17 protein-coding genes and 1 tRNA gene are annotated in these 21,974 nt (G+C 68.3%); 6 read left to right on the top strand and 12 right to left on the bottom strand.

Annotation, left to right across the window (positions count from 1 at the left end):
- Positions 1-79 precede the first annotated feature (79 nt).
- Positions 80-1,675 (top strand): TolC family protein, encoded by a 1,596-nt coding sequence (locus G6O68_RS24270; RefSeq protein WP_240911488.1) that lies wholly within the window; start codon positions 80-82, stop codon positions 1,673-1,675.
- A 259-nt stretch (positions 1,676-1,934) separates the two neighbouring features.
- Here G6O68_RS24270 and G6O68_RS24265 read toward each other — a convergent pair whose 3' ends face one another.
- From G6O68_RS24265 to G6O68_RS24255, 3 genes are read right to left on the bottom strand one after another with little or no spacing between them, the layout of a single operon-like run.
- On the bottom strand, positions 1,935-2,261 hold the full coding sequence (locus G6O68_RS24265; protein ID WP_165251244.1) for a DUF5681 domain-containing protein: 327 nt from the start codon (positions 2,259-2,261) through the stop codon (positions 1,935-1,937).
- Positions 2,262-2,299: 38 nt separating this feature from the next.
- Complete coding sequence (locus G6O68_RS24260; RefSeq protein WP_165251243.1) at positions 2,300-2,875, bottom strand: terminase small subunit; 576 nt, start codon at positions 2,873-2,875, stop codon at positions 2,300-2,302.
- Positions 2,876-2,878: 3 nt separating this feature from the next.
- Complete coding sequence (locus G6O68_RS24255) at positions 2,879-3,229, bottom strand: hypothetical protein (RefSeq protein WP_165251242.1); 351 nt, start codon at positions 3,227-3,229, stop codon at positions 2,879-2,881.
- A 513-nt stretch (positions 3,230-3,742) separates the two neighbouring features.
- Here G6O68_RS24255 and G6O68_RS24250 point away from each other — a divergent pair.
- Positions 3,743-4,585, top strand: a complete 843-nt coding sequence (locus G6O68_RS24250; RefSeq protein ID WP_165251241.1) for a hypothetical protein — start codon at positions 3,743-3,745, stop codon at positions 4,583-4,585.
- Positions 4,586-4,755: 170 nt separating this feature from the next.
- A complete protein-coding gene (locus tag G6O68_RS24245; protein WP_165251240.1) occupies positions 4,756-4,998 on the top strand; it encodes a hypothetical protein in 243 nt (80 codons plus the stop codon).
- Between the two features lie 706 nt (positions 4,999-5,704).
- On the opposite strand, the gene G6O68_RS24240 is transcribed toward G6O68_RS24245, so the two are convergent.
- From G6O68_RS24240 to G6O68_RS24220, 5 genes are all read right to left on the bottom strand, one after another.
- Positions 5,705-7,879 (bottom strand): DNA polymerase, encoded by a 2,175-nt coding sequence (locus G6O68_RS24240; protein ID WP_240911494.1) that lies wholly within the window; start codon positions 7,877-7,879, stop codon positions 5,705-5,707.
- 505 nt (positions 7,880-8,384) lie between these two features.
- The gene (locus G6O68_RS24235) at positions 8,385-8,597 is read right to left on the bottom strand and encodes a hypothetical protein (protein ID WP_165251239.1); all 213 of its coding nucleotides are present in this window, start codon (positions 8,595-8,597) and stop codon (positions 8,385-8,387) included.
- Positions 8,598-8,639: 42 nt separating this feature from the next.
- Positions 8,640-8,924, bottom strand: coding sequence for a DUF1580 domain-containing protein (locus G6O68_RS33635; RefSeq protein ID WP_165251238.1), 285 nt, complete (start codon positions 8,922-8,924; stop codon positions 8,640-8,642).
- Between the two features lie 668 nt (positions 8,925-9,592).
- Positions 9,593-10,711, bottom strand: coding sequence for a tyrosine-type recombinase/integrase (locus tag G6O68_RS24225; protein WP_240911487.1), 1,119 nt, complete (start codon positions 10,709-10,711; stop codon positions 9,593-9,595).
- Between the two features lie 248 nt (positions 10,712-10,959).
- Positions 10,960-11,032: transfer RNA gene (locus G6O68_RS24220), tRNA-Ala, on the bottom strand.
- Between the two features lie 90 nt (positions 11,033-11,122).
- Here G6O68_RS24220 and G6O68_RS24215 point away from each other — a divergent pair.
- The 3 genes from G6O68_RS24215 to G6O68_RS24205 all read left to right on the top strand — a co-directional run bounded on the left by G6O68_RS24215 (position 11,123) and on the right by G6O68_RS24205 (position 14,064).
- Positions 11,123-12,028 carry a glycosylase gene (locus G6O68_RS24215; RefSeq protein ID WP_165251237.1) on the top strand — a complete coding sequence of 302 codons (906 nt, stop codon included), beginning with the start codon at positions 11,123-11,125 and terminating at the stop codon, positions 12,026-12,028.
- A gap of 354 nt (positions 12,029-12,382) precedes the next feature.
- Positions 12,383-13,543 carry a DUF1559 domain-containing protein gene (locus tag G6O68_RS24210; protein ID WP_165251236.1) on the top strand — a complete coding sequence of 387 codons (1,161 nt, stop codon included), beginning with the start codon at positions 12,383-12,385 and terminating at the stop codon, positions 13,541-13,543.
- A gap of 41 nt (positions 13,544-13,584) precedes the next feature.
- A complete protein-coding gene (locus G6O68_RS24205) occupies positions 13,585-14,064 on the top strand; it encodes a hypothetical protein (protein WP_165251235.1) in 480 nt (159 codons plus the stop codon).
- Between the two features lie 49 nt (positions 14,065-14,113).
- Here the strand turns inward: G6O68_RS24205 and G6O68_RS24200 are convergent, their stop codons facing one another.
- The 4 genes from G6O68_RS24200 to G6O68_RS24185 all read right to left on the bottom strand — a co-directional run bounded on the left by G6O68_RS24200 (position 14,114) and on the right by G6O68_RS24185 (position 21,959).
- Positions 14,114-16,663, bottom strand: a complete 2,550-nt coding sequence (locus G6O68_RS24200; RefSeq protein WP_165251234.1) for a hypothetical protein — start codon at positions 16,661-16,663, stop codon at positions 14,114-14,116.
- Between the two features lie 852 nt (positions 16,664-17,515).
- On the bottom strand, positions 17,516-18,556 hold the full coding sequence (locus G6O68_RS24195; protein ID WP_165251233.1) for a hypothetical protein: 1,041 nt from the start codon (positions 18,554-18,556) through the stop codon (positions 17,516-17,518).
- 19 nt (positions 18,557-18,575) lie between these two features.
- Positions 18,576-19,970: a glycoside hydrolase family 5 protein gene (locus tag G6O68_RS24190; RefSeq protein ID WP_165251232.1), complete on the bottom strand. Its 1,395-nt coding sequence runs from the start codon at positions 19,968-19,970 to the stop codon at positions 18,576-18,578.
- 120 nt (positions 19,971-20,090) lie between these two features.
- Complete coding sequence (locus G6O68_RS24185) at positions 20,091-21,959, bottom strand: M6 family metalloprotease domain-containing protein (RefSeq protein WP_165251231.1); 1,869 nt, start codon at positions 21,957-21,959, stop codon at positions 20,091-20,093.
- Positions 21,960-21,974: the final 15 nt, after the last annotated feature.

Raw genomic sequence — 21,974 nt, 5'->3', positions numbered from 1 at the left:
TCTAAGCTGAGGCCGTACACCACATGTGCGGCGGGCACCGGCAGGACGCCGGGACCCTATCCCGGCAAGGAGGTCGGCCGTGATTCGCAGGCATTCGATCCCATACCGATGGGACCTTGCAGCTTTACTGGCCGTCGTTTTGGCCGTGGGAGCGTCCCGCGCCGCCGCCCAGGGGCCGACCGTCGATGCCCAGGATTCCGCCCGGGTGCCGTCCGGGACGACCCTGGGCCCGCTCCCCGGCTCCGGGGGCACGCGGGGCGGGGCCCCCGCCGACATCGGGACGATCCTCGGCGGTCGCCCGGGCCCCTCGGTGCCCCGGGCGCCGACCGGGATCACCCGACCGGGACCCGGGTTCGGCATCCGCCCCACCGAGGGGGTCACGCTCCCCCCGGCCCTGCCTTTCACCGAGGCGCCGCTCTACGGCCCCCTGTCGATCCCGCCGTCGGCCGAGGACGAGGGCCCGCCGGACGGCCTGACGCTCGACGCGGCGATCGACCGCCTGGTCGGGGAGAATCTCGAACTCAGGTCGCAATATCACGAGATCCCCAAGGCGCGCGCCGATGTCCTCACCGCGAGCCTCCGGGCGAACCCGATCTTCTACGCCGACAGCCAGCTCATCCCCTACGGCGACTTCTCCGAGAAGCGGCCCGGCGGCGCGACCCAGTACGACGTGAACGTCACCTATCCGCTGGACGTCTCTCATAAGCGCCAGGCCCGCACCGCGGTGGCGGCGCAGGCCGTGCGGGTGATCGAGGCCCAGTACCAGGACGCGGTTCGGCGGCAGATCGACGCCCTCTACGAGGCCTACGTGACCATCCTGGGCGCCAGGGAGACCGTCCGATACGCTCGGGCCAGCGTCATCGGCCTTGAGCAGCTCCTCGAGAAAGCCGAACGGCTCCTGACGGGCGGCGAGCGGAGCCGTGGCGACGTCGAACGCATCCGGGTGCAGCTCAACGCGGCCAGGGTCGGGCTGGCGGACGCCGAAGAGGCCCTCCTGAGCGCCAAGAGGCCCCTCACGCCCCTACTGCGAATCCCGCTGGCCGAGGTCGAGTCGCTGGAGCTTCTCGGGACCGTCGGCGATCAGTCCCCGCCGCCGCCGCCGGGGGAGGCGCTGATCCAGATGGCCTTCGAGGCTCGGCCGGACCTGGCGGCCTCCCGCCTGGGGATCGCCCTGGCGCAGGCCGACGTGAAGCTGGCGAAGGCCGAGCGCTACCAGGACGTCTACCTCCTGGCGCAACCCTACACCTTCCAGAACAACGCCCCGTTCGGCACCAAGAGCGCCCATTCGTGGGCCGTGGGAGTGACCGTGCCGCTGCCGATCTACAATCGAAACCAGGGGAACATCCAGCGCGCCTACGTCAACGTCTCCCAGACCCGGACGCAACTTCACCAGCTCGAGCTGACGATCGCCACCGAGGTCCGCCAGGCCGAGCGGGAATATCTGGTCACCCGCGAGGCCGTCGACCGCATCGAGCGTGAGCTGCTGCCCGGCGCCCGGAGCATCAGGGACGAGGCGCTCCGACGCTACAACGAGGGCGAGGCGGCCCTGGTCGACCTCGCGGTTGCGCAGCGGGAGTACAACGAGATCGTCCGCCAGTACCGCGACACGCAGGTCCGCCATCGCCGCAGCATGCTGGGACTGAACACGGCGGTGGGCCGTCGCGTCCTTCCCTGAGCCCGACGTCCCCGGCCGGGGCGTGCGACGCCGAACCTGATTTCTCACCCCCACCTCCCAGTCCCATTCGTTCGCCATTGCCTCGACCTCACGGCGGAGTGTGGCGAGTTGAGAGATCCTCAAATTCGTATGGGGAGGTCGGAGCGGTCAGCGAGGTACGGTGGCCTGCCATTTCGCGGCCTCCGGGGCCGTCGCTCGAAGCGAACTCATTCGACGCTCATGGGTCGTCGCCGGGGAGGTCCCCCCCGGATGCCGACGCTTATCGGAGGACTCCCGGGAGGTTGATCCGGGGGAATTTCTGGGCCATCCTCCGCGCGACGTCGACGAGCGTGGTTTGCGGTCCTCCGGCCCCGGCCGGGGGTGACGCGCCTTCGAGCCACTTGAGTACGGCGAGACGATCTCCGGCCCTGGTCGCGCCGTTCACGATCTCGGCCGCCCACGCGTCCAGGGTGGTCCGCTCCGGGGCCGCCGGGTCGGGTCGTGCCAGGGCCCGCCGGAACGCGTCTCGGGCGCTCCTGGAGCCTTTGGGGCGGCCGGCGGGGTTGCCGCTCCGGCCGGCCGGGAATTGCGTCTCGGAAGAAGGCATGGGCCGGTCTCCTGAAATCGTCCTGCATCATCAGGGCGTCATGCCGCCGGGATGCGAGCCTCCCCGGCGGACAGGTCGACCTCGGGGTCGTCGTCGGCCAGCAGCAGGGCCAGGCCCATCGACGATTCCCGGCGCTCGCGATACAGGCCGTGATAGCGGGCCAGCTTGTCCAACGCGTCGAGCTTGTCGAGCAATTCCAACTCCACGCGCGTTTCCACCGTCTCGCCCTCCCGGGTCGTCGTGGTGCGGGTCGTGAGCTTGAACCGCTTGACCAGACGGAGCCGGTCTTCCCGCTTCGCCCTCTCCAAATCGAGCGAGACGCGGCCCCGGTCGTCGAAACGGAGGAAATGCCGCATATCGCCGGTGGCGATCTCGGCGAGCCGGGCGAGGATCTCGTCCGAGTCGAGCGCGGCGGCCGTCCGGCCCGAGATCGCGGCTCGGATTCCATCATTCGCCATCAATCTCGGCCCGGCCATGTGGGGTTGCCGATATCCGGCGCGACGCGCGGCCTCGGTCGAGTTGCCCCGGGCCGGGCCGACGAACGCTTCGACGATCAGGCGTCGACGATAGGTCAGGTCTATCGGAGAGTCTCCAAGCCTCGATCGTGCTTTCATGATTTAAGCTTCGACGTCCAGGATCGTGACGATCGGAGACCGGCCCGGCGATCGGACCGTCGAGACCAGCCCCGCCCGCTCCAAGAGGTCCAGGCCCGGGGAGGCCGAGAATCGGGAGAGGCCGAGATCCGGCCAACCGTCCAAGGCCAGCTCGAACACGGCCGGCCGTTCCCATCCGGCCAGTAACCAACAGACCATGCCGACGTGGGGCGCACGCCTGGGGAGTCGCGACGCGGGCAGCCACCAACGCCAGGGGATCGGGCCGTACAACGGCCGACGGGCCGATGCGGACCCCGAGCCGGCCGGGACCGAGACGGCCGGCTTGCAACCCGGCTCCCGTTCCACGTCCAGCAACCCGGCACCTTCGGCCGCATGGAGGCCGCGTCGGGCCGAGTCGGGCGATATCTGCAACCCTCTCGCGATGGCGTCCAGGCCCCATCGGTTCGGCGTCCGCTATCGACAGCAGAGGAACCGGCAGGCCATCGCGACGTGGAGGCCAGAACCCGGGAGCCGACAGGCCGACGCCAGCCAGAGATAGGGGATCGGCCCCTTGATGAATGGATCTCCCGGCCGATGGCGGGGCGGCCGCTTCCGGGCCGGAGCCTCGCCTGTCAGCTCAGGCGGGAGCCGGAATCGCTCCAGATCCCACGTTTCTTTCTCCGACGCTGGGGAAGGCCCCATAGATCGCTCCTCAGAAAAGGAACCGGCTTTTCGAGATTACAGACCAATTTGGATATGCTGATAGGAACTAAAGTGCGCGCGGAGAATTCCCGGAAAGCTCAGCGGGAAGGGACGCCCGAAGGGCGGGAGAAAGGTCGCCGAGTGGGGCAGCCGAAAGGATGTGGGTTACGGATCGAAAGGGCGGCCATGCATTTGAAGCGGATCGGGGGCCGGTTCTACACCTATGAGTCGGCACGCCGGGGCGGGCGGTCCACCTCCCGCTGCTGGGGCCGCATGCCGGATCTCTTCGTCTCCGCGTGCCTGGAAGTGGCGAGGGACTGCCGCGAGACGAGAGAGGCCGACGCCGCGATGGAGCGACGCAAGCAGGCCCGTCTGCTGGCCCCGCTCGTAGCCTTGCAGGACGAGATCGCCGCATATGGCGCGGAGGTCGACGCGGCGGTCGCGGAGGCCCTGGAATCGCTCGGATACCACCGCCGGAGGCGCGGGCCCTGGCGTCAGAGGAGGGGGGCCGACGTGGGCGAGACGACGATCCAGGTGACCCGGACCAACCTCGGCCAGCTGCTCCATCTGGCGAACAAGGGGGACGCCTTGGCGGCGGAGAAGCTTCCGGCCGCACTCGAAGCGGCGGCGAGGGCCGGTGGTGACATCGGGACGGAGACCGCTTCTCTGGTATTGGACGTGCTCCCGGCCCCGAAAGAGCCGGCCGAGGCGCAGGTCGAGTTAATGCGCCGCGAACTGTCCCCGCCGGGATCGTCGCCGGTCGTGCGGCTGATGGCCTCGCGCGTCGTCTGCGACTGGCTGCACGTCCAGACCTGGGAGCGTTACCTGGCCTTGGCCTGGGGCAACAAGCACCCGATGTCGGCGGGGACCTTGCGGCTGATCGAGAAGAACTTCGACCAGGCCGTGCGACGCTACCAGGCGAGCTTGGTCGCCCTCGCCCGTATCCAGCGGTTGAGCCTGCCTGTGGTCGCCCAGGTCAACATCGCACAAGCCGGATCTCGGCAGGTTAACCAGGCGGCGGTGAGGTAGGGTCGATCCTCAGACGCGGCGTCATGTAGGTAACTCGCTGACGACGCCAGTACCGCATTCCCGAGTCGCGGGGAACTAGGATTCGGTTCCTGCCAGCAGCGAAAGAATCGGAGGTTGCAACTAGGAATTCTGGACCCGTTTCCACCTCGCCAGCTTGGGAGACCGCAGCAATGAACCGAGCCGACCGGCAGTTCCTCAAGCTCGTGTCGAAGATCGAACGGGCCCGACGGAAGCGGAAGCGCCCTAGCGTCCCGGGTATTACCGCGAAGCAACGGGCGTTCATCGACGCGTACCTGTGGAAGACCAAAGGCAACGCGACCGAGGCGGCCCGGCTCGTGGGCTACAAGTGGCCCGGCAAGGTCGGCCCGGCGCTGGTCCATCACCCGCTCGTCAACCGCGTCCTACACGCCTAGGTCGGCCTTATGGTCGCATCGCACGGGGGGCCGCTCCGGGCCGGACTGCTGACGTTTCAGTGAGAGGATTGGAGCCGCCGTCTTTTGGGACCCTCGTGAATCACCGTCCATACCGGATTCGTTACGACACGTAGAACGTGGGTCCTGTCGGAACTGGCAGCCAAGGCCGCCATACGGCCTTTTTGTACAAACGCCTCAAGCGAGCACAAGTCTCGGCGTGCTTCCCATAATCTTTAGCCGCGCGTTCATAATCGGCAGCAATTCCGAGTCGCTCCGGCTCTCGGAGGTCGTTTAGAATTCGAAGACTCGTCCCGTCTATCTCGCATCCGAGACCGTCCCAATTCATCTCTCTTAGGCTTTGATCAAGGGCCGCCTCATTGCGGGGAGGGTTTCGGAAGATTCGGCTCATCAGGACCGCGTTCTGCTGTCGCCGCCGGTACCCTTCCTCTACCCATCCATACCTCTCAGCCCGATCGGAGCAGATCGCCCACCGCTGCCAACCCTGCACGAGCCCCAGCGAGATGCCCACGAAGACAACGAGGAAAATCAGCCGCCGGACCGTGATTCGCACACGGCTCGCTCGCATAGTCAGACCCCCCGTCGCATGACAATGGTCACTCTTCAACGACACAGCACCGAAACCGGCAAACCGCTCCGCCGACCGACCCCCACTATATGCCGAAAGAGGAAGACAGAAGAGTAAGAGTTAGGCGGGGTTGGCGATTCCGCACGGGTTCGCCTGCAATCCAACACAGCCCCTCCCGGCGATCCCGCTCGGGTGCGGCTCCAACGGGAGCCAAGCCTGCCATGCTCGGGCGAGGGGCCGGCGGTCGGCCTTCCTGCTCCCGGGAAGCAACGCCATGACGCGCCCCCAGAATTCCCGGCCTCGATCGTCCATGTAGCGTTCCGGCCATCGGACGATCTTGACGTCCGACCGGAGGCGGAACCCGTCCAGGATGACGGCCGACGCCTCCGCCATCGCCTCTTGGGTCGCGGCCGCGATTTCGTCGATCGATTCGGCTGGCCCCTCCGCCAGAATCGCGTCATGGACCGGAGCGATGATTGGGAGGCCCCGATCCGTCGCCAGGCAGCAGGCCAGCCGCAGCATCTCGGCCCCGTTCGCCTGGCATGGGTAGTTCCGGAGCGAACGCGGGTTGGCGTCGGGCCCGACGTGAAGGGTCCAGCCGAACACGGTATGGAGCCGGCCGAGCAGCATCGCGTGGGTCTCGGCCCCCTCCGACCATCGCCAATAGGCCGGGTAAGTCTCGCGGTGGAGCCGCAACAGCTCCCGACCGTAGGCCGTCGGCTTGCCGATCCTCCGGGCCAACGCCTCCGGGCCCATGCCGTACTGGACGCCCAGCACGCAAGCCTTGAAGAGTTCACGATCGGCCCCGTGGGTTTGCTTGGTCCCGTCCTTCGGAATCCGCCCGGCTTGCTTGCCGAACGCGAGGTAGGGGTTTCCGGATCGGTAGGCGTCCGCCATCGCTTCATCTCCGGAGAGGGAGGCCGCAATCCCGAACTCCTGTTGCGACCAATCGAGGTAGGCCACGGCCCGGCCCGGCTCCGGCTTGATGAGGCCCCGGAGCCATGTGGACGGTCCGAAGATGAAACGGGAGTTGGACGGAGCGTTGCGGCCCGTCTTGGCCCGGTAGGGGCTCAGCAGGCTACGATTCCTGCCGTCGGCCCCGACTGCCAGCTCGCGGAGGCGCAGTTGGGAGAGGGAGACTCGGAGTTCCCGCATGAGGGCCACGTCGGGGTGGCTCCGGGCCATCTCCCGGAACGTGTCGTCATCCAGCGCCAGCTCCCCGGATTCGAGCCTCGGCCACGACACACCGGATCGGGCCAGCCAACCGGCCCAACGCTCGGCCTTGAACGTCTTGCCGTCGAACACGCCGAAGCGGGAGTCGACCGACCGAATGAGCCGCTCCTGGACGGACTCCCAACCCTCGCGGAGCCGGGAGAGGGTTTCCGTATCGATCGGGACTCCGGCCCATTCCATCCTGGCCACGGCCCCCATGTATCGGCCTCGGCAGGCCACGGCCCGGGGGAGATCCAGTTCCGGCAGCATCCGAGGGAGCAATTTCGACAACGCCAGGACGTCGGATTCGCAATAGGCCGGCAACGCCTCCCGTTCCTCCGCCGTCCAGGGGCCGCCCCGGATGGCCAGATCCCGCATAGCTCCCTTCTCGGTCGCGTCCATCGCGTCCAGGCCGTACCGCATCAGCGCCCCCAGCAGGCCGAACCCGTTGGGCGGACAGAGGCCATTGGCGACGTTCCGGAACTCCGCGTAGAGATCCAGGACGCGGGCCGGGAGCGGCCAACCCAACGCCAGATGGCAACCCAGCTCGGCCGAGGCGAAGTAGGCGACGAACAGCGCATTGGGGCCGATCGGATAGGGCGGGAGCCGACGGGCCCTGGAGGTCGTCTTGCCAAAGCCGGATGGTCCGGCCCGACCGGAACTCCCGAGCCACCAGACAAACGGGGGTGGGCCGTTCGCCTGGCGGGGTCGAGAACACGAAATCGGCGAGCCAAACCTCCCGGTAGGCGTCCAAGCCATGTCCGGGAGGCATCGATTAGACCTCCCCGCGAAGGCGTTTTGGAGGACGGGGTGGGACCTGTCGGAGACCATCTTGTCCCGGAACGCGGTCTTGATGATCTCCTGGAACGTCAGGTCGGGCCAACTGGGCTCCGCCGCCGGGCCGGTGGCGACGGAGAGATCGTAGGCGCCCAAACTCATGTTGGCCGTGATTCGGACCCAGCGAGACTTGGCCTCATCGGCCGCGTCCAGGGCGGATCGGCTCCAATCGTCGATTTTGCCATCGGGGCCCGGCAGGCGGATCGGCCAGAGGAACGGCACGCCTTGCTGGTTGACGGCCGTCACCAGCAACCGGGGGGAGAACGTCGCCTCCGAGGCCAGCTCGGGCCAGAGGCCCTGCGCGACGAGGTAGACCTCCCGGTCCTCTTTCAGCTCGAGGACCGGCGTCGAAAGCCAATACGACGAATCGGGGTGGGCCCGGACGAACCACTCCTGGGATGGCTTCCGAACAGGAATCGTCGTGACGAGCCGTTTGACGCCGACGGCCGACGCGTGTCTTGCGGGAGCCGGAGCGAGGCCAGGTCGAACGGATCGGCCGCACCGGGCCGTAGCGCCTCCGGAGGGCCTGGGAGGCCGACAGAGGCCGCTCGACCGTCGGTCCCGACGTCCGGTGTGGTTTCGTCGTCGGGCCCGTAGCGGCCAAGCGGGAGGCCGTTCTGTTCATGATTCGCATCGCGGGATTCCCCGCGCGTGAGACGCTTGCTGGGATTCATCTGGATGAACTCCGTCGTTAGCGAGACGCGAGCTATGAGAGGCCGTCGGGATCACCTCCCCGACGGCCTCTCCCGTTTCAGGCTCCGTTGGATTTCACGGCTTGCGCCAGGACCTCGGCGACGAGACTGGTGAGGCCCGGGAGCCGGTCTTTCAACTCCGACAGGGCGAGGGTCTCCACCGTCGGCTTGCGGTCTTCGGTTTCGAGCACGAACCGCAGGGAATCCAGCTCGATCGAGAGCCACGCTTCTCGGCCGGAGCCGAGCCCGATCAGCAGGTAGGGCTTTTTCACGGCTTAGGCCCCCATGTCGGTCAGCTTGCGTTCGGCCTCCGCCTAGGCTCGCCGACGTTGAGCGAGGGTCCGGCCGGAAGGGCTCGGTGCGATCCCGGCTCCGGCTTGGACGGGAGTCGACAGCCGCTCGAAGAACCGTTGCAACGCCTCTCGTCTGGTGCAACGCGTGGCCCCGACCTGGATGGTCTCCAACACGACTCCCCGGCAACCGGCCGTCGCCCATCGGTAGAGAGTCGAGATGTGGGTTTTCCGCCCCCTTCGACGTCGGGGGAGTTCGTCGGCCGCTTGGGCCAGAGGGAGGAGCGCTTCGCATGACGAGTCGATCATGATGACCCTCGGGGCAAAAGGGGACCGGGGGCGGCGGTTACACCCGCGCAGGGTGAAGCCGGCCCGTGAGGGAGCCTTTGGAAGTTGGTGGTGTGAGGAATTGAAGTGGGGGGGCTTGCGCGCCCCAGAGATCCTCATCGCAAGTCTCGCGGGAGTCCGACTCCCGCTGATCGAGAATTTGCTGACGGTGGCGATAGAAGGTGGGACGCGAGATCCTTAAAGCCATGCAGATTTCGTCGGGCGTGAACAGCTCTTGGGAAAGGAGATGTTCGATCGCCATTCGGACGGCCTGTGCGACGGCCGTTCTATCGACCTGCTTCGATGACGCGCAGGCCTTACGCTTGGGACGCGACGGGGAAGTCGCATGAGATTGGGGTTTCTCGGAGCGAGATCGGGGCATCTGCGCCGCCCCTCCCGGATGAAAGGTGAGCCCCGGCTCTTGGGCGTCGTCGAACTGAGCCGTCCCAGAACTGCGGGATACACGGAGCGAGGTGGGATGTGAGCGGGGGGCGCTTTTCGAAATGCGAAAACCCGAGGGCATTCGAGTGCCATCGGGTCTTTCTTCGCTTCATAGTTCTATTTAAAGGGCCCTGTCGGGAGCGTGTCTCAAATCTCACGCTCTCGCAATCGGAACCAGTTGTTGGCGAAGGGGATAAAACCTTTGCGGATTATCGCGAGCATGCAATTCGGGCTTGCCGCTCATCCGAATCCCGATTCCATCGGCCGATCCGTCCCATCGCCTCCGCCGCTTTCGTCCCGTCCAACTTCGCATACAGTTCCGTTACGACCGGGAAGCTATGACCGAGGACGGCCCTCGCCACGTCGAGGCCGAATTCCTTCCGGAGCCGGGTCGCGGCCGAATGCCGGAGTTGGTGGGGGTGCCATGACGGGACCTCCGACTCTCCCCGCTTCGCCCGATCCGCGTTGGCCCGCTTGACCCCATAGGCGATCGCCCGGCGGTAGCTCTCCGTGGTGTAGACCTCGCCCGGCTCTTTCTCCGGCCTGGCCTTCCCCCGGTTTCGTTGCGAGGGCTGGACGCGGGTCCTGCGCCGCTCCCGCATCGCGGCCTGCCGCTCGGCCGTCGCCTCCGCCGGGGAGAAGAGGTAGGCCGTCAGCTCGGTCCGGAGCCACGGTCGGAGGATCGCTTGGGCCGCCGGGCCGAGATAGATCCGCCGCTCCCGGCCGTGGTGCTCGGTCTTGTGCCGCTCCGGCGTGTAGACCCAGACCTTGCCCGAAGTGTCGATGTCGGCCGTTCGCATGACGCACGCCTCGCCGGGCCGCATGCCGGTGAGACGCTGCAACTCGACCAGCGCCCAGACCTGTCGCGAGACATAGGGCTCGATGGCGTCGACGAACGCATCGGGGACCGGCCGAACCGGCTCCGACTCCCGAACGTCGGCCCGGCCTCGCCGGAGGCCCGGGACGGTTTGCAGGGCTTGATGGACCGACGGGGGGACCATCTCCTCCGAGACGGCCCACTTGAAGACGCGAACGATGCGGCCGATGCGGCGGTTGATCTCGGACCGGCAGATGTCGGCCTCCGCCATCGCCCCCCGGACCGCCTTCAAGGCCACGGGGCCGAACTCCCGGGCCGGAGTTTGGCCGTAGAGTTGCCGAAGCGGCCGGCCGGCCAACCGGATGTTCCCCGGCTCGACAGTGGGCTTGCCGTTCTTGACGTAATACCCGTCGGCATGCCGGAGGTAGGCCAAGAACAGTTCGTTGACGGAAAGGTCCGCCTCGGCCGCTGGAGTCGCGAGCCGACGGCCGTTGGAGAGCCACTCGGCCAAGAGACGATCGTACTCCCCCGACTCACCGGGGAGCCGTGCCGTCCGAGGTAGAAGTCTCGGCCGTCAAAGGTGACGACCGCTTGGCCGGAGGGCTTGTGGTGCCGGTATGTGGGCGTCCGGCGGGTGGGCGTGGACATGGGCCAAATCTCCAAATCCGGTAGACTACCGGCTTTCTTGGAGTCATTCGGCCGCACCGCCGAGGTCCGGCGGGTATCCTAACACAAGGATTCGGCAAGGGTTAGGAATAGTGGAGCGGAAGGGGATCGAACCCTCAACCTCAGCATTGCGAACGCTGCGCTCTCCCAATTGAGCTACCGCCCCGATCAGCTTCGGGTTAGTAAAGAGAGTAGCGATGGCGGGCCGTCGATGCAAGACGAACCTAGACGATTCAGGGCGAGGGGGGCGGTGGGGATGTTGAAGTCGTTGGTGCGGTTGGTGTTGGGGACGGCGGTCCTGGTCGGAGGCGGGGCGGGGGCCTTAGGGGAGGATGAGCCCTGGCGGTTCACCTCGTGGCGGCCGGTCGCGGGGAATCCGGTGTTTCGGGGGACGGGCGAGGACACCTGGGACCGCCTGATCCGCGAGCGCGGGTTCATCCTGCCGGACGGCGACGGCTTCACCCTGTGGTACACCGGCTACAATCCGGAGCGCCCGAGGGGCATGGCGCTGGGGAGGGCCACCTCGCCCGACGGCAAGGTCTGGAGGCGCGATCCCGGCAAGCCGATCTTCGCGAAGTCGTGGGTCGAGGACCTCTGCGTCGTCCGGGTCGACGGGACGTTCCAGATGTTCGCCGAGGGGAGGGGGGACGTCGCCCATCGGCTCAGCTCGACCGACGGCGTGAGCTGGACCGACCACGGCTCGCTCGACGTCCGCAAGGTCGACGGCTCGCCGATCGGCCCCGGGTCGTTCGGCACGCCGACCGCCTGGTACGAGGACGGCGTCTGGCACCTCTTCTATGAGCGTCGGGACGACGCGATCTGGCTGGCGACCAGCCGCGATCTGAAGGTCTGGACGAACGTGAAGGACGAGCCGGTGCTGGCCCGGGGGCCCGAGCCCTTCGACCGCGCGGCGGTGGCCGTCAACCAGGTCGTCCGCCGCGACGGCTTCTACTACCTGTTCTATCACGCCCTGGCCGACCCCGCCGTGCGCGTCTGGACGACGAACGTCGCCCGCTCCAGGGACCTGGTCCGCTGGGAGAAGTTCCCGGGCAACCCGATCATCGGCGACAACTGCTCGAGCGCCGTGCTCGTGACCACGCCCGACGGGGACCGCCTCTACACGATGCACCCGGACGTGAAGGTCTTCGAGCCGGCGGACTGACAGTCGTCCGGCGACGGGACGACCCGGCGCGATTGGGACATGCTCGAAAAATGAAACGACAGGTTGGAAATCGCGGACACGCCTTGTAAACTCGGGTCGGCCGGCGCCCCTCCTCCCCCTCTCTCCTCGCCTGGTCGCATCGATTCGACGGATCTTCACGTCGGATCCACGGCGCTTTCATGATCGCACGTTATCCCTGGACGACGACGACGACGACGATCGGGCCTCCTCTCTCGGCCGGGATCGCTCCGCGTCGTCCGCGCGAGCTTCGATCGGCGGGCGTCCGTCGGGCCTGGCGCGTCGCCGCGTCGCATCGCGTTCTCCGCCCTCATCCCCTTATGTGAGAGAGCCCCGATGCCTGGAAGACCCCCGAGCCGGGACTGCGCCCGGTCCGCGTTCACGCTGATCGAGCTGCTGGTCGTGATCGCGATCATCGCGGTCCTGATCGCGCTTTTGCTCCCCGCCGTGCAGTCGGCCCGCGAGGCCGCCCGGCGGGTGCAGTGCACGAACAACATGAAGCAGATCGGCCTGGGACTGCACAACTACCTGAGCACGCACAACACGTTCCCCCCCGGGCGGATGACGCCCGACCTGAGGGTCGGCTCGACCGTCTCCACCAGCTACACCAGCTACGGGACGATGACTCCGGACACGGCCGGCGGCTGGACGGGGTATTACTCGGTCCATTGCCACATCCTGAATTACATGGAGCAGGTCAACGCGTACAACGCGATGAACTTCTCGGCGCCGAACACCTCGCGGATCACGTCGGGCGGCGGGGCGACGGTGTACTCGCCGAACTACACGGCGTTCGCGATCGCGCAGAGCACGTTCCTCTGCCCGTCGGACCCCAACACCACGGCGGGGGGGATCAGCGAGAACAACTACCGCTACAACTTCGGCGGGTCGACCCCCTACGCCGGGGCGGAGGCGCACAACGCCCAGGCGACGATCACGGCCGCGTCCGGCGGAAACGGCGCCTTCACGATCGGTCCGGGGATCTCGGTGGCGGGCTTCACCGACGGCCTGAGCAACACGGCGGCGTTCGCCGAGCGGACGAAGGGGACGGGCTTCCCCGTCGCCACGCAGCTCCCCTCGCTCTCGGACAACGTGACGCGAGTCGGCCGCGCCGCCGGGCTGCCGAACCGGGACGAGCTGTTCCAGGACTGCCTCACGGCGCGGCGGATCGACTCCTTCAACTTCAACGCGCAGGGGCGGCTGCTTCCCGGCTCGGACTTCTCCGACGGCTGGCCGTTCGCCTGGTACATCGCCACGATGTACAACCACGTCGCCACGCCGAACTGGAGGGGGATCGACTGCGGGTCGTACAGCTCGACCATGGACACGCCGGGCGAGCACGCCATCGTCTCGGCCCGGAGCCAGCACCCCGGCGGCGCGAACGTGCTGCTGGGGGACGGATCGGTGAGGTTCGTCAAGGATTCGGTGAACCTGGAGACGTGGCGCGGCCTCGGCACCCGCGCCGGGGGCGAGGTCCTCAGCTCCGACGCCTACTGACTCCCGACAGCCCCCTTGTCCCCTCCTGGAGCGATCGCGAGATGACCAATACCCCGGGGCGGGCCCTTCGGCTCGCCCTGCTCCTCTCCCTCGCCTCGGCACCCCTCGGGTGCGGCTCCCCCGCCGCGCCCGGGGGCGGCTACGTCGCGGACGAGGTGGGGCCGCACGGCGGCCTGCTCGTCCCCCTGCCGAACGACGTCGGCTTCGGCGAGGTGCTGGCCAGGCCCACCCCCAAGGCGACCGCCCGGGCCGACGGCGTGCTCGCCGCCTACTTCCTGGCCCCCGACAAGGCCGCGGCCCTGACCCCGCCCCCGGCGTCGGCCTCGCTCAAGGTCCGGCTGCCCGGGCAGGACGCGCCGGCGGACGTGGCCCTCCATCACAAGCCCGACGCCAAGGACCCGCGCGGCGGGTCGCTGTTCGTCTCGGAGCCCGGGATGTACCAGACGGATCAGCTCTTCGGCGATCTGATCGTCGAACTCGGCGGCGGATCGGCGACGATCCCGTTTGAGAAGCATCGCTGACGACCCGGGCCCGGCGCGGGGGCTCCCCGGCCGGGCCCGATCGCCTCGCTCAGGGGCGACTCGATCGGAGCCGCGTCAGCGGCGGCTGGTCCTTGCCGGTGAAGTACAGGAAGACGGGCCCGGCGCTCGTGGGCGCATTCTGGCTGAGGACGAACTGGTTCTGGTCGATGATCGCGGTCTGCGTGAGGTTCGTCCCCGGCCGGATGCCGGGGCCCCAGACGTACGCGCCGACCACGGCGTTCGCCTTGTCGTTCGGCCGGATCTGGTTGTAGACGACCGGGTCCTGCAGGGAGATGATCGACTGCCCCGCGAGGTCGCCGGTCCCCTGGGTGATCGTCGCCAGGCTGCCGACGGTGCCCCACTGCGCGCTCGGGGCCCATTCGACCTGATTGCCGAGCCCCTTGAGGCCGCCGATGGCGATGGAGAGGGTGCTCGTGCCGTTCGCCCCCACGTCGGCCGTGTCGTCGTCGAACGAGAAGCCGTAGCCGGAGAGGCCGAGCCGGCTGTGGATGAACCAGACGTAGGGGTCGAGGTTGAACACGTTGTAGGTCTGGCCTCCGGTCGGCTGGCTCGGCGGCGGATACCAGAGCGATTCCCCGTACTGGACGAAGTCGGGCACCCCGCGGAGGGCGGACTTGACCAGGTCGCGGACGTCGGCCGAGATGTTCACGTAGTTCGTCGGCAGGGCCGTCGGCAGGAACCCGACGTTGCCGCCGATGGAATTCCCCACCACCTCCATCGAGCCGGGGAGCGCGGGGACCTTCCTCGGCGCGGTGCTGAAGACGCTGAGCACCTCATACACGGTGGCCGCGAACTGCTTGGCGTACGCCTGCCGGGCGGGAGGGAATCGCAGCGGGATGATCGTCGCCTGGTCGGCGAAGGCGATCGGCTGCGGGGCTGTGAACGTCAGTTCCGCCTGGGTGGGGGCCGACACCCCCGGGATGGGCGCGCTCAGGTAGATCGTCTGGACGTTGTTCACCGTCTCGATCTTGACGATCGTGGTTAGGGCGGTGATCCCCGCGCCGGTCACCTGCATCCCCAGGGCCAGGCTCGGCTGGTTCTGGGTGAAGGTGAGGACGCGGTAGTCGTCGCCGCTGTTGTCGGTGTCGGAGGCGATGTTTGCCGCGAGGGTCTGGGGGGCGACGCCGTTGAACAGGCCCTGGTAATAGGCCGCCCAGGAGTACCAGAGGTTCGTCAGCTTGGACGCGTAGGGGTCGCTGGCGGGGTTGGAGAAGACGAACGTCTCGGGCGTGCCGTCGGGGATGTTCGGGGCCCCGGCGAGGAACACGGTGTTCGTCGCGGTGCTGACCGACTGGACCCGGCCCGCCGGCGCCCCGTTGGCCGTCACCGCCATGCCCGGCGTGAGCGCCTGGAGGATATTGTCCACCCCTGGCACGTTGGTCACGACGGCCCGGTTGGGCGCTCGGAAGTTGCCGCCGAGCGCGTACTGGATCGGCCCGGTTCCGCCGCTCGAAAGCATCCAGTGGTTGTTCGGCCCGAAGGGCCGGCTGTAAGACGACCGGATGCCCGCCAGCGGGCTGGCGAAGAGGATGTTGGCCCCTCCGGGGATGCGGAGGCCCACGCCGCGGTTGGTCGGCCCGTAGTTCGGGTTGAAGAACGTCGGCCAGCCCCGGCCCCCGAAGTAGGTCCCCAGGCCGTTGGCCGGGGTGTTGCCCGTGAAGTTCGCGATCGCGGCCTGGAGGCTGTTCGGACCTTGCAGGTAGGACTGCTTCGCGCCGATCCAGCCGTAGTCGCGCTTCACGTTCGTGTTCGGGACGGGGACGTTCGTCGCCTGCATCGCGACCGGCAGCAGAAGGTGGTCGACGTAAGACACGTCGTAGTTGATGAGCGTGACGAGCTGAGACGGGTCGATGGGATTGCTGGGCGTGGAGAGCTTGGTCAGGAAGTCCTGGTCGCGGATCGTGAACTCCAGGAGCTGCTCGGGTGCGTCGGCGCCCGGGTTCACGGCCGCCATCGGGTCCTCGGAGTGGTAGAACATCACGATCCCGTCGCCGCCGCTGCTGGCGGCCGCGTCGACGACGAACCGCTCCGTGTCGGTGCCGTCGATGTTCTTGTAGAAGAAAAAGAACGGGTTGGTGATCGGGCTGTTCTTGCTCGTGTTCGGGTCGGTCGGCAGCAGGTCGGCGGGGTCGGTGGCGACGGCCGCCCGTCCCGAGTCCCAGAAGACCAGCGGGACGTTGACCGTGATCGACTGGCCGGGGAGGAGCCCCAGGTAGTTCACACCCGCCTGCGCGTAGCCGATGTAGCCGCGATATTCCTCGTTATGGTCGTCGATCGGGTCGTAATAGCCGCCGGCCGTCGACTGGCCCGTATTGGGCCCGTACAGGAACGGGTACATCGTCTGCGCGGAGTTGTTGTAGATCGTGATCTGCTTGACCGGCACGTCCCCGTACGTCGCGTCGCCCACGAACAGCACGTCGCTCAGGGCGCCGACCGTGTTGTACCTGTCCGGCGAGCCCGGGGGCGCCAGCGGCATCTCGACCCCCGTCATCAGCTGACGCTCTTCCAGGATCGCCGCCCCGACCGCGAACCGCGCCGCGACCTTCCGCCGACGCCAACGCGCATCGTCTTTGACCAACGATCCAACTCGGAGCCCGGAGAGCCGATCCGCGAGACGCCTGGGGCTGATCATGGTGTCGCCTTCGAGAAGGGCCGGGCCCACGCCGGGGACCGGATGTCGGGTGGTTCTGCACGACTTCATGGATGACCGTCGACGGTCTTACGCTCGAGCCGATCGGATGGTGCGGATCCGATGCGACTTTTGAATATTGGGTAAGATATGCTGTTTGGGGTGGCCTGGCAAATGGGTTCGCCGCGACGTGATGATTTCTTGGCCGGTGGGTAAGCGGACGGGGCTTCAGGCCGACGAACCCATGGTGCCGGCGACGTCTCCCAAGGGGATCCAATCGCCCCGGTAGACGACCGAGCCGCTCGCCTTCTCGATGACGAACAGGATTGGCCAAGTCGAGACGGGCATGGCTTCGGCGGAGAGGTCGATCTTCACGAGGCGGCCGAGGGCCGCGCCGCTCCACCAGACCCACTCCCGGTCGTGCAGACCGTCCAGCCAGTTCTCGACCTCGTAGGACGGCTCACGCCCGAGGGCCTCGCGGAGCCAGCCTGGCAGTTCCGCGAGGCCGTCTTCCGAGTCGAGCTATTCTCCAGGCTCCTCGTCGCACCACCGCCCCCACCTCGCTATCACCTCCCACGCTTGGCGAATCCGCTCCAGCAGGGCGAGGGCCTCTCCTGCATCCAAACCACGCGCGACGAACGTGAGTCCGAAGCCCGGCGGCCTGGCGTCGGGGGTGCGATTCGCCAGGTTCGCGAGTTCGTTTGGCGTCATCGGATTGGGATCCCTCAGGGCGTTCGCGGCGTGGCCGAGGGGGCGTCGGGAGTCGCGCCCGTGGAGCGCGGCCGGCCGGGAGGGATCCGGTCAGGGCTCGGACGTTCGGGGCGTGAGGCGGAACTCGTAGCGCTCCAAATCGTCGCGGGCGAACCGTTCGGCGTCGGTGAGCATCCCCTCGTCCTCCACGCCTCGGTTGACGACCGCGATGTTCAGGTCGTATTCGCCCGAGGGGATGGCGACCTGGGGCGGTTCCGCCTCATCGAAGCCACAGGTCATGGCGATCGCGTCGACGATCCGGAGCGGGGCCGCGAAAACGGGCTCGCCGACGGCCCCGGGCGGAGGATCGTCGAGGAGGACGTCCACGCGGATGCTGATGGGGTCGTCCTTGGTGTAGAACTCGATCACCTCGGGCGTGATCTTCCGACCGCCGCGGTCGAAGTCTTCGTCGGTGGGCAGGCCGTGGTCGAGCAGGAGGGCCTGGGGATCGCCGATCAGGACCGGCGCGGGGGGCATGGAGAGCACGAACTTGGCGATCGGCGAGCCCGGCCGGCGGTCGCGCTGATAGGCCCGCCAGGCCGGGGGGACCTCGCGGTCCGGCCTCGACTGGGGCTCCAGCCGCAGGGCGCGCACCATCGCGTCGATGGGGGCCGGGTCGAGCGGCCGATCGAGGTCGCGCGACCCGGCGTGTGCGGAGATCCAATCGCCGTCGAACGAGATGAAGTACTCGATCCGGACCACCTCGGCGGGGTCGCCGTGGCGCTGGACGAGGCGGTGGATCGTTGAGCCGTCGGCCCCGTGCAGGATCTCTTCCAGGAAGGGGGGCAGGGGGGCCCGCATCGCGCGATAGGCCCGCAGCCCGTTGTCGACCTGGTCGGGCTCCAAAGGACGGACGTCGAGCCACCAATCGGGTTCGAAGACCTGAGCCTGGGTCGCGTCATGCTCGGTCACGGCCGCGCCGGGGGGGAAGGCCAGGCGGAGGAGGTCGGGCGCGGGCTTCATGGGGCGTCCCTTCTTGGACGAGAAGACGGCCAGGCCGAGCAGCGCCAGGATCGCGAAGGTGAGGAGCGGCAGCGGTCCCCGGCCTCTCGGGGCGGCTTCGACCTCGTCTCGGCTCGTCTTCGGGTCCATCGCACGCTCCGGCGTCGTGTCACTTGGCGAGGAGGATGAGCACCACGTCCTCGGCGAAGGCGGGCGAGACGAACTGGGCGCCGGTGACCGCCCCGTCGAAGTCCAACTCGCCCTGCGCGAGCACGTCGCCGGTGATCGGGTCGATCCAGCGGTACGCATACGAGGCCGGCGGGAGGTTCAGCGTCAGTCCGAAGCCCGGCCCCTGGTCGACGTAGGCGAGGACCGCGCCGGGGCGGGCCAGGATGTCGAGGTGGCTTCCTTTGAAAAGCTTGGCCCCCCCGAGGACCTCGCGAGCGGGCCCCATCTTCCAGACCTGGGCCTCGCGGAGGATCCCGGCGAGGACGCTCATCTGCTTGCGGAAGGCGGGGCCGCCGCCGCCGGGGGTGGGGGGCGTCACCTCGGCCGTGCCGTCGGGGTGGGCGGCGGTGAACGAGTAGTCGAGGTTGTTGAAGAGGGCCCCGCCGGCCATCAGGAACCGCCAGGCCTGGGTCCGGTAGACGCGGTCGTCGTTCCCCTTGAAGCCGGTCTCGTTGTCGCCGATCGGCCGGTCCAGGTGGGCGTTCATCGTCACGGCTTCGGGGACGGCGTAGTGGAAGTTGTAGAACGAGACGTTGGGGTCGGGATTCTCGACCTTCCCCTTGTCGTTGGCGAAGTTCTGCGAGATCAGGTGCTTCTTCGGCAGGGCCCGCTCGGCCTCGACGATCGTCGCGGCGATCTGCGCCTGCCATTCGGCGTTGGCGCCGAAGTAGGGCTCGTTGCAGATCTCGTAGTAGAGGTTGTCGAACTCGTTCAGCTCGGCCACCGTCTTCTTCACGAGCGCGACCTGGCGTGCGGTGAGGTCGTCGTGCTGGAGGGTCAGGACCTCGCCTCGGGGGCACTTCCCCTCGCCGTTGACGTTGTTGGCGGCGTTCATCGGGTTGATGGCCCAGAGGCCGTCGTCGTAGAGCACGCAGAAGAGGTCGTACTCCACGACCACCCCGCGCTCGGCGGCCAGCGTCAGGAACTGCTTCAGCCGCTCGAAGTAGGCGTCGTCGTAGCGGTCGAGGTCGAACTTCTCGGGCTCGCCGGGCTTCGAGACGAGCAGCCAGGGGGACGCGAACCGGCCGGGCTTCGGCGCCAGGGTGTTGTCGCGGATGTTGAACGAGCCGGGCGTCTCGCGATAGGTCCCGGCGAACGTCCGGGTGTTGTTGAGGCCGTGGCGTTGCAGCTCGTCGAGATAGGCGCGCTGGTCGAAGTCCAGGTTCAGGACGGCGCCGTAGTGCTCGCCCGAGGTGATCAGCAGCGTGGGCTCGCCGCGGAACTCGAAGTACCGCGGGTTCTCCGCCAGCAGCTTGATGGGCCCGTCGGCCCGGGCCGGGGCGAGGGCGGAGGCCGCGAGGAGGGCGGACAGCGTCGCGACGATCGAGGTGCGCATGGCGAGGGCTCCGGAGAGGCCCCCCCGCCCGCGACCCGGCGGGCGTGGAGGGGAGGGGCCCTCATGATCGCAGCGCCGTCGGCGCGGGGCAATCGTCGGGGGCCTCGCCGGGGTCGGCGATCAGCTCGACGCGGTCTCGATCTCCAGGCTCCAGCGCACGAGCCGGCCGACGTCGCGGCGGGCGCGGTCGGCGACCCGGAGGGTCCAGTTGCCTCGGATCGGCTGGCCGAGCATCGCGGCCAGCTCGCCGGGGCGGTCGGAGTCGAACGCGGCGATCAGGTCGTCCTTCGACCCCCCCTGGCGGGAGTGGAGCACGGCGCGGGCGGCCGAGGGGGCGAGTAGCTCGACGACGAGGTCGCCGATGAACGGGTGGCGGATCTCCAGGTCCACCTTGATGCGACGGACGACCCCGGACGCGGCGATCGGGATGACGCTGGAGACGCCGGCGGTGGTGTTGTCCGGGATCCGCGCCTCGGTCGCCTGCTCGCCGCGGACGACCTGCGAGGCGGCGCGTTCGCCGACGCGGAACCGGATGAGATCGCCGTCGATCTCCACGTCCGAGAGGATCAGGCCCGACTCGCGGCCGTCCCACTCGCGCGAGTGCGGCGTCGACATGCTGGAGAGCACCACGCCCCCCATCGGGCCGAAGAGGTCGCCGCCGTCCCCCGGGTTGCCGAGGCTCGGGTCGGCCTCCAGGTCGCGGCGGCCGTCGGCCTGGAGCAAGGCGCACTGGTAGTGCCGGTCGGCCGTCCCCTGCTGCAGCTCGTTGGACCCGAGGATGTCGCAGTGGTAGACGGCCAGCCCGCTGGAGGAGCCCGCCCGGTCCAGGCCCACGCGCATCCGGTTCTCCACCAGGAAGTACTCGTTGGGCCTGCTCGTGCGGAACTTGAACGCCACGTCGTAGCGGCCGGCCTCGGCGGCGTGCACGCCGGGGGCGTTGAGGTCGACGACCGTGCCGACCCAGCCGGCCAGGTCGCGCAGGTAGGCGCAGACGGGCGCCGGGCTGCGGCCGCCGTCCAGGTGGTTGCCGGCGCCCATCAGGCAGTAGTAGCCGATGCCCGAGCTGTCCTGCTCGTCGTCGTCGCGGCTGCCGTAGTCGTACATGTCCGGGAACCGGCAGAGCAGGTGGCCGTTCTCGTGGCAGAACGTCCCGATCGACAGGTCCGAGGGGTCGCGGCCCAGGCCCGTCAGCAGGTACAGATTGGTGCGCACGCCGCCGGCGCGCACGTTGATGAACGAGTTGTGCGGCCAGAGGTTCCCCTGGTAGAGGCTCTGGCCGGCGTAGAGGATGTTGAGCGCGTCGACGATCCCCTCGCCCCGCGAGTCGAAGCGGCGGAGGTCGACTCCCGACGCGACGGCCAGCCGCAGGGCCTCCTCCACCAGCAGCGTGTTGACGTAATCGCGGCGGTTCCGGCTCAGCGTGAACGGGCCGACGACGGTGTTCGTGTAGTCGAGCATCCCGTTGGAGACGCGGAGGAAGTACTGCCGGGCGGACGCGACGTTGCCGTTGCGCGTGTAGTCGTCGGCGTTGAGCATCGCGTCCACGTCGGCGGCGGTCGTGGAGCTGGCGACGTCCTGGAAGTTCACGAGGATCGTCAGCCCTTGCACCCGGCCGATCGAGAGCTGCCGCCCGGCGAGCAGCCCCTGGTTGGGCCCGAACGTGCGGACCACGCGCTCGAAGGCCTCGGCCTCGGGCGGGTGGTGGAGCATCTCCCGCTCCTCCGTCTTGGCCCGACGCGCCGCCAGCGACTCCTGGAGGTGCCGGACGACCCCCGGGGGCGGGGGCCCCTCGATCGGCTCGCCAGTCGAGATCAGGCGGTTGCCCGGCATCGCGGCGTAGCAGAACCGGCCCAGGGCCTCGTCGTAGACCGCCGTGTAGCCGTCGACGTTCTCGTAACGCGCGTAGCGCTCGTCGCCGAAGACCCGGAGCCGCACGTCCGGGCCGTTCTCCTGCGGGAAGGTCAGCAACTCTCCGAAGATCGCGCTCATGACCACCTCCTCAGG

It is taken from the genome of Paludisphaera soli (genome assembly GCF_011064595.1).
GTDB lineage: Bacteria > Planctomycetota > Planctomycetia > Isosphaerales > Isosphaeraceae > Paludisphaera > Paludisphaera soli.
Note: the sequence above shows the minus strand (reverse complement) of the source record. Positions and strands in the feature narration are given on the sequence as shown.

Bases quoted from the DNA above. Each gene is read 5' to 3' on its own strand.
- G6O68_RS24250 (WP_165251241.1), top strand. From the start codon at position 3,743: ATGCATTTGAAGCGGATCGGGGGCCGGTTCTACACCTATGAGTCGGCA.
- G6O68_RS24190 (WP_165251232.1), bottom strand. From the start codon at position 19,970: ATGCGCACCTCGATCGTCGCGACGCTGTCCGCCCTCCTCGCGGCCTCC.
- G6O68_RS24260 (WP_165251243.1), bottom strand. From the start codon at position 2,875: ATGAAAGCACGATCGAGGCTTGGAGACTCTCCGATAGACCTGACCTAT.
- G6O68_RS24205 (WP_165251235.1), top strand. From the start codon at position 13,585: ATGACCAATACCCCGGGGCGGGCCCTTCGGCTCGCCCTGCTCCTCTCC.
- G6O68_RS24185 (WP_165251231.1), bottom strand. From the start codon at position 21,959: ATGAGCGCGATCTTCGGAGAGTTGCTGACCTTCCCGCAGGAGAACGGC.
- G6O68_RS24215 (WP_165251237.1), top strand. From the start codon at position 11,123: ATGTTGAAGTCGTTGGTGCGGTTGGTGTTGGGGACGGCGGTCCTGGTC.
- G6O68_RS24210 (WP_165251236.1), top strand. From the start codon at position 12,383: ATGCCTGGAAGACCCCCGAGCCGGGACTGCGCCCGGTCCGCGTTCACG.
- G6O68_RS24245 (WP_165251240.1), top strand. From the start codon at position 4,756: ATGAACCGAGCCGACCGGCAGTTCCTCAAGCTCGTGTCGAAGATCGAA.
- G6O68_RS24195 (WP_165251233.1), bottom strand. From the start codon at position 18,556: ATGGACCCGAAGACGAGCCGAGACGAGGTCGAAGCCGCCCCGAGAGGC.
- G6O68_RS33635 (WP_165251238.1), bottom strand. From the start codon at position 8,924: ATGATCGACTCGTCATGCGAAGCGCTCCTCCCTCTGGCCCAAGCGGCC.
- G6O68_RS24265 (WP_165251244.1), bottom strand. From the start codon at position 2,261: ATGCCTTCTTCCGAGACGCAATTCCCGGCCGGCCGGAGCGGCAACCCC.